Raw genomic sequence first — 7287 nt, 5'->3', positions numbered from 1 at the left:
GCCGTGGACTGGATGTACACACGGCGCGAGTTCTCCAAAAAGATGAAGATGAGCCGCAGGGAACTGAAAGACGAATCAAAAAACCGGGAAGGTGATCCTCGCATCCGTGCGCGGCTCAGGGAGCTGCGTCGGGAAGCGCTGAAGCGCACACTAACGGTGCGCAACACAAAAAATGCCGATGTGTTGTTGACGAATCCGACGCATGTGGCGGTCGCCTTGCGCTACAGGCATGGCGAGATGTCGTCTCCGCAGATGGTGGCCAAGGGCGCCGGCCGGGTCGCAGGAGCCATGAGAAAAATAGCGAGCGAGAACAACATCCCCATCGTGCAAAACCCCGTTCTGGCCCGCAGGCTCTTCCGCGAGCTTGCTGTGGAACAGCATGTGCCCCAAGCCATGTATGCCGAAGTGGCGCGAATCATCGTCTGGGTCTTTGCCATGCGCGAACGCCGGCAGGGGATGGCCGCGACATGAAAGCCCTGCAGGGTTTCCTCACCAAACACAGCGACATCGTTATGGTGCTGCTGGTGCTGGGTGTACTGGTGGTATTGTTCGCGCCCATCCCGAGCCCGCTACTGGACTTCCTGATCCTGCTGAACTTCAGCTTCGCGTTTTTGATTCTGATGCTGACGTTCTACATGGCGCGACCTGTCGAGTTTTCGACGTTCCCTTCGCTGCTGTTGATTGCCACCCTGTTCCGGCTGTCGCTGAACGTCGCCGCCACCCGCCTGATTCTTTCGGACGGCGACGCTGGCCGGGTGATCGCCGCTGTGGGCTCCTATGTTGTTGGCGGGAACTACGTGATCGGCCTGATTATTTTCCTGATCCTGATCGTCGTCCAGTACGTGGTGATCACCAGCGGCGCTCAGCGCGTCTCCGAGGTGGCCGCCCGATTCACGCTGGACAGCATGCCCGGCGCGCAAATGAGCGTGGACGCGGATCTGAACATGGGTTTCATTGACCAGGCCGAAGCGCAGCGCCGCCGCAAGAACATCGAGAAAGAGGCGGCTTTTTACGGCGCGATGGACGGCGCAAGCAAGTTCGTTAAAGGCGACGCCATCGCGGGCATCCTGATACTGCTCATCAACATTGTGGGAGGCTTGCTGATCGGTATCATGCAGCGCGGCCTGCCGTGGGGTGATGCGCTCAAAACCTATACCCTGCTGACCATAGGCGATGGCATCGTGACCCAGGTGCCGGCGCTGGTCATTGCCCTGGGAACCGGGATCATTGTTACCCGTTCGGCTTCGGATGCCAACCTGAGCAAAGAGGCTTTGCGGCAGATCACCTCATTTCCCAAAACATTGCTGCTGGTGGCTACAGCCCTGGCGGGCCTGTTGATCCTGCCTGGTATTCCTGCGGTCCCCACGCTCATACTGCTTTGTCTTTCGGGGCTGGGCGCCTGGATGGTGTATCGCGGGGCGCATACCGGTGCCATTGCCAGGGAAGAAGCGGCGGCGGGCCAGGAGGGAAAATCGGCTGACGGCAGTGACGCTGGCGGCAAGGACGATCCCTATGCACACCTGACCGTTGAACCCATCGAGGTCCAGGTGGGTTCCCGCTGGGTTCCTCTGGTGAACGAAAAGGGTGGCTCTTTCCTCGAAAGAATTGCCGCCTTCCGCCATCAGCATGCGCAGGAGCTTGGGCTGGTCTTGCCACGCATACGCTTCAAGGATGCACCGCGCCTTGGGCCGGACCGATACGAGATTTACCTTGACGGGGCCCTGAGTGCCAAGGGTGAGGTTCGCGCGGACCGCCTGCTTGCCATTCATCCTCAGGGCGACGTGACAGCCATTTCCGGAGAAGTCACGAAAGACCCCACCTACGGCCTGCCGGCCGTTTGGATAGAAGAGTCACAGCGGGATGCGGCCACCCGCGCCCGGTTCACGCTGGTGGATGCCTCCAGCGTTTTCATGACGCACCTCACCGAGGTCTTGCGGCGCGAATCCTCCACACTGCTGACACGGGCCGAAACCGACCGCCTGCTGGGCCGGGTGCGCCAGAACCAGCCCGGCCTGGTCGAAGAACTTGTGCCGACAGTCCTTTCGATCAGCGACGTGCAAAAGGTGCTGCAGAACCTCCTCAAAGAGAAGGTTTCGATACGGCATATGGAGGCGATTCTGGAAACTCTCACGGACGCTGGCCGGCAATCCAAGGAGACCGGCTACCTGACGGAGGTTGTGCGCCACAGGCTGGGTTCCGCGATATGCCAGGGCTTGCTCGGGGAGGCCAATGCGTTGCACGTTCTCACACTCGACCCGGCCATTGAAAGTCGCTTCATTCAAGGCGTGCAAAATTCCCGTGCCGAGGGTTCCAGCCAGGCCGCGGGTCAGTTCGTCCTGGAACCGCAAATGGCCGAAAAATTCATCGGCAAACTGGTGCAGCAAGCGGAAAAGATGATGAAAAGCAATTTGCTGCCAGTGCTGCTCTGCTCTCCCGAGCTTCGCCGGCACGTGCGTGCCTTGTCCGAGCGGGTAATGCCGCATCTGCGTGTGCTGTCCATGGCCGAGATCCCGCACAACATCGAACTCAAGTCGTATGGTGTGGTGAGCTTTTAAGCAACCCGTGCATTTTTGTCCTGCAACTCAATCCGAACCATGACCAATATTCTCTCCGTCGCTTTGCAAAGCATGCACCAGGACAGCATCCGTCTTGAAAGGGTCGGCATGAACCTGGCCAACGCCTTGACCATAGGCTACAAGCGGGAGGTCGTTTCGGTCCAGCCCACCCCCTATTCCCAACTCGGCGCCTCCTTCTCCGCGCAGGTCGATGCGTTGTCGCAGCAGGTAGACGCGACCGGCGGCCTGCTGAAAACGCAGACGGACCTTCGCCCCGGCACACTCAAGTCCACCGGACAAAATCTGGATCTCGCGTTGGACGGAGACGGCTTCTTTGAGGTCTCAACGGCGTCCGGCCCGGCCTACACGCGGCAGGGTTCCTTCCACCTGGACGGTCAGGGGCGGTTGGTGAATGCCCAGGGACACCCGGTGATGGGTAAAGGCGGCGCCATCTTTTTGACGACACGCAATCCCTCGATTGATTCCAGGGGCTATGTATTTGAAGGCCCCAAGTCCGGAGCAGCCGGCATTGCCGCCAACCGCTTGTCCGCGCAAGAGCCGGTGGCCCAGCTCAAGGTGATGCAGCTAGAGGCGTCGCAGACGCTCCGGCATCTCGGGGAGGGGCTTGTCGCTTCGGAGAGTCCGGCCGGCATGATGAACGATGTCGATGTCCAGGTACGCCAGGGCTTTCTCGAAAACTCCAATGTTTCGTCCATGCAGGAGATGGTGCAACTGATGCAGACGATGCGGCATTTCGAGTCGATGCAAAAGGTCGCGACAGGTTACGACGAAATGATGGGGACAGCCATTCGAAAGCTCGGCGATCTTGCCTGAGCCCGTTTTCACTACACACAAACCAGAGGAGTTTTATGTTCGATGCGCTCTATATTGGTGCGACCGGCATGCAGGCCCAGCAGATGAATGTGGACACGATCGCCAACAATCTGGCCAACGTCAACACCACGGGATTTAAAAAAGGCCGACTGACGTTCTCGGATCTGGTCACGCGTTCGGCCGCGCCGCTCCCTTTGGCGAATGCCGGCGCGCCGCAGGGCCTCATGGATGCGGTTACGAGAGTGGGGGCGGGCGTTGGCATAGGCGGCATGGCCAAGCTTTTCGACATGGGCGACCTCAAGAAAACGGAGTCCGCGTTCGACGTTGCAATTGAAGGTGACGGCTTCATGGAGGTGACTTTGCCTGATGGGTCACAGGCTTATGCGCGCGGCGGCACGCTGAGGGTCAACAAGGAGGGCCTGCTGGCAACCCAGGCAGGCTATGCGCTGAAACCTGGCCTGAGCATTCCCGACAATGCGCAGGCCTTGCTGATCGACACGGATGGCACCGTGCGGATCCGTTTGGCGAATCAGGCCACGCCTGTGGAGATCGGGCAGATTGACCTGGTGCGATTCTCCAATCCGCAAGCTCTGTTGGCGCAGGGGGACAACCTCTACCGGCCGACCGAGGCCGCCGGCGACCCGGTCGTCGGCAAACCTGGAGAAGAGGGCTTGGGGCGGATTGCCCAGGGATTTCTGGAAGGCTCCAACGTCAAGCTGGTCGACGAGATGGTGAACCTGATGATCGCGCAGCGCGCTTATGAAGCCAGCGTCAAGGTTGTGCAGGCATCCGACGAGATGCTCGGCATGGTCAATGCGCTGCGCCGCTAAGAAAACACTGATGCGTGGTGTTCGCTTTTTTGGGTTCCTGCCTTCCGGTGTCGAGGCGGCGGGTCTCTGCCTGCTTGCGCTCTGGGCGGCTCCCGCGCAGCCTCTTCAGGCACAAACCGCTGCGAGCATGGCGCGTATCAGCCTGCCGGAGCATGTGCAGGTCAGCCACAGCGACGTGCGCTTGGGCGACGTTGCCAGCCTTGCCAGCCCGGACCCGGCGACCTTGCGGCGCCTGATGGCTTTGCCGCTGGGCCGCGCGCCGCGTGCCGGCCAGTCCTTTGTCCTGGAACGGGATGTCCTTGCCCGGTGGATACGGGGTCACGCGGGCCTTCAAGGAGATCAAATCACCTGGCAGGGCGCTGCGTTCACTGACATCAGCCTGCGCAGCCGCGACATACCCGGCGAGGATATCGTCGCCCTCGCGGACAAGACACTCCGGCAGCAACTGCGCGGCCAACTACCGGCCGGCACTCGCATCGAACTGCAGCCGGTGACCGTGCCGCGCGACCTGGTAGTCGCCGATGAACTGGTGGAGATCAATCCCCGTGCTCAGGGTGCGGCGGCACTGGCTTCCAGAATGACGGTCTGGATCGATGTGGGCAGTGCTGGCAGAGTGCAAAGATCGGTGGCGGTCGTTTTTGAGGTTGTGGTCTACGGGCCGGTGGTGGTTGCCACCAGAGACATTCCCGCAGGTGCGTCCCTCCTGGCGGGCGATGTGGAGCTGCGTGAACAAAACATTGCCGCAGCCGCAGCTTCGCAGAAAAATCCGGCGCGCCAGTTTTCTGACGGCCAGCGTTTGCGCCGCCCGATTCGGGCCGGCGAAACCTTGACGGCGGCCCACACGGAAGCCGTTCCCGATGTGGCGCGCGGGAGCTGGGCCGTGCTCGAAACGCGCCAGGCCGGCCTGAATGTGCAGAGCCGTGCGGAAGTGCTGCAGGACGGCCGCGCCGGCCAGATGGTTCAAGTCAAGCCCGTCAATGCTACGGCCAGTTTGTTAGCCCGGGTCGCAGGCCCGGGCCGTGTGGAGATGTACCCATGATTTTTTCAGCTTCCAAACCTGGCAATGAATTGCGGAACAACTTTGCAGCCGCGCGCCTGGCCGCGTTGGGGCTGGTGCTGTGCTGCTGGGCCTGCCTGTCGCATGCGCAGGGAGTCAGCCTCTACGATGAAAAGACTTATCGCCCCTTGACGGCCGACAACAAGGCCTTTCGCGTGGGAGATGTCCTCACCGTTCAGGTGTTTGAAAACTCCAGTGCCAGCAGCAGCGCGGACACGGACACCCGAAGAAAAAACAGCCTGTCGGCGGACCTGAGCCACCGTGGTGAAAGCAAAGCCCAGACGGGCGTCAACGTGGCCAGCGACTTTGACGGCGGGGGGCGCACCCAGCGCGCCAACCGGCTATTGGTCACGCTGTCGGTGACGGTTCGCGAGATTTTGCCTAACGGCGACATGGCAGTGACGGGCGAGCAGATGCTGACGGTCAACCAGGAACCGCAACGCGTCACGCTCGAGGGGCGCGTGAGGCCCGTGGACGTGTCCGACGGCAACATCGTTCTTTCCACGAGATTGGCCGACGCGAAAATCACCTATGTCGGCGAGGGCGATATCGCTGAACGCAACCAGCGGCCCTGGTGGCGGAAATTGCTCGATTGGACAGGGTTTTGAAAATGGCGCTCACTTCATTTCTGCAGTCGAGGTTTGTCTCCCGGCTTCGTATCATTCCGGTACTCATTTGCTGTGCGCTCTGTCTGGTGGCACCGGCTTCGCATGGTCAGACTGGCCTGATCCGAATCAAGGACTTGGGCAAACTCCAGGGGTGGCGAGACAACGCATTGACGGGTACCGGCATCGTGACCGGCCTCGCCGGAACGGGCGACTCACCGACGAACCGGGCCACCCGGCAGGCATTGTCCAATGCGATGTCCCAGTTCAATCTCAGCGTGCCGCCTGAACAGATCCAAAGCCGGAATGTGGCTGTCGTCATGGTCAGCGCTTCGCTGCCGAGTTTCGCCCGGCCCGGCGACACATTGGACATCACGGTGTCTTCGACAGGCGACGCACGCAGCCTGGTGGGCGGCAGCTTGTTGCAAGTGCCGTTGAAAGCGGCGAACGGCCGTGTCTATGCACTGGCGCAGGGGCCGCTGTCGGTTGGAGGCTACCGTTATGATTCCAACGGCAACGTGTTGCAGAAGAACCACCCGACAGTGGGAGCGGTGCCCAATGGCGCGACCGTTGAGGTCGGCACGGCCAAAGCCCCCATGGAGCCCGGATCCACCGGCACCGCCATTCCCAACGTAACCTTCCTGCTTGCCGAGCCGGACTACACCACGGCGAACCGGATTGCGTTGGCCATCAACACCCAGCTGGGTGCCAACCTGGCCCAGGCGCGCGACGCCTCAGGCATCGACATCGATGTGCCGGAAAGCCAGCGCGGCAGCCTGGTAGCTTTCCTGTCGCGCCTGGAGTCCGTCACGGTCGAGCCCGACAGGCGGGCCAAAGTGGTGATCAACGAACGCACGGGCACAGTCGTTGCGGGCGGGGATGTGCGCATCGCCAAGGTAGCCATCACCCATGGTGATTTGAAGATTGCCATCACCGAGCAGAACGGCGTTTCGCAACCCTTCTTTATCGGCGAGGCCGGGCCGGGCGTGCGCACCGCCTTGGTTAGCAATACCCGGATCGACGTGGATGAGCGCAACGGCCCGGGTTTTGTGGCTGGCGGAACCACTGTGACAGACCTGGTCCAGTCGCTCGCCAAACTAAAGACCAACACCCGCGACATCATCTCGATTCTGCGGGCCGTCAAGGCTGCCGGCGCCCTGCATGCCGAACTCGTCGTCCAGTAGTTCCGACGTCTACACCAGAGGTACACCCATGTCCAACAGTATCGAATCCATTACGACGGCCGCGCTGTCATTGGCGCTTGACGCGGCTTCGGCAAGGCAGCAAGTCATTGCCAACAACATCGCCAACGCGAATACGGAAGGCTTTGTGCCGCAGGCCCTTGACTTCGAGGGCCAGCTTGAACAGGCCCGCAGAGCCCTGCGCGAACGCGGCCGGCTCGACGA

8 protein-coding genes are annotated in these 7287 nt (G+C 61.4%); all 8 read left to right on the top strand.

Annotation, left to right across the window (positions count from 1 at the left end):
- Window positions 1-471: EscU/YscU/HrcU family type III secretion system export apparatus switch protein (locus AC1DWI_RS09225; protein ID WP_477724718.1), on the top strand; the 471-nt coding region annotated here is incomplete at its 5' end.
- Window positions 468-2555: a flagellar biosynthesis protein FlhA gene (flhA, locus tag AC1DWI_RS09220; protein WP_477669654.1), complete on the top strand. Its 2088-nt coding sequence runs from the start codon at window positions 468-470 to the stop codon at window positions 2553-2555. The genes AC1DWI_RS09225 and flhA, both read left to right, overlap by 4 nt.
- A 39-nt stretch (window positions 2556-2594) precedes the next feature.
- The gene (locus AC1DWI_RS09215; protein ID WP_477669653.1) at window positions 2595-3389 is read left to right on the top strand and encodes a flagellar hook-basal body protein; all 795 of its coding nucleotides are present in this window, start codon (window positions 2595-2597) and stop codon (window positions 3387-3389) included.
- A 35-nt stretch (window positions 3390-3424) separates the two neighbouring features.
- On the top strand, window positions 3425-4219 hold the full coding sequence (gene flgG, locus AC1DWI_RS09210) for a flagellar basal-body rod protein FlgG (RefSeq protein ID WP_477669652.1): 795 nt from the start codon (window positions 3425-3427) through the stop codon (window positions 4217-4219).
- Window positions 4220-4229: 10 nt separating this feature from the next.
- Window positions 4230-5258 carry a flagellar basal body P-ring formation chaperone FlgA gene (gene flgA, locus AC1DWI_RS09205; protein WP_477669651.1) on the top strand — a complete coding sequence of 343 codons (1029 nt, stop codon included), beginning with the start codon at window positions 4230-4232 and terminating at the stop codon, window positions 5256-5258.
- On the top strand, window positions 5255-5884 hold the full coding sequence (locus AC1DWI_RS09200; RefSeq protein ID WP_477669650.1) for a flagellar basal body L-ring protein FlgH: 630 nt from the start codon (window positions 5255-5257) through the stop codon (window positions 5882-5884). Before flgA ends, AC1DWI_RS09200 begins: the two co-directional genes overlap by 4 nt.
- 134 nt (window positions 5885-6018) lie before the next feature.
- Window positions 6019-7065, top strand: coding sequence for a flagellar basal body P-ring protein FlgI (locus tag AC1DWI_RS09195; RefSeq protein ID WP_477669649.1), 1047 nt, complete (start codon window positions 6019-6021; stop codon window positions 7063-7065).
- A gap of 28 nt (window positions 7066-7093) precedes the next feature.
- Window positions 7094-7287: flagellar basal body protein (locus AC1DWI_RS09190; protein ID WP_477724717.1), on the top strand; the 194-nt coding region annotated here is incomplete at its 3' end.

This window comes from Polaromonas sp. P3_C2 (assembly GCF_056402675.1).
Note: the sequence above shows the minus strand (reverse complement) of the source record. Positions and strands in the feature narration are given on the sequence as shown.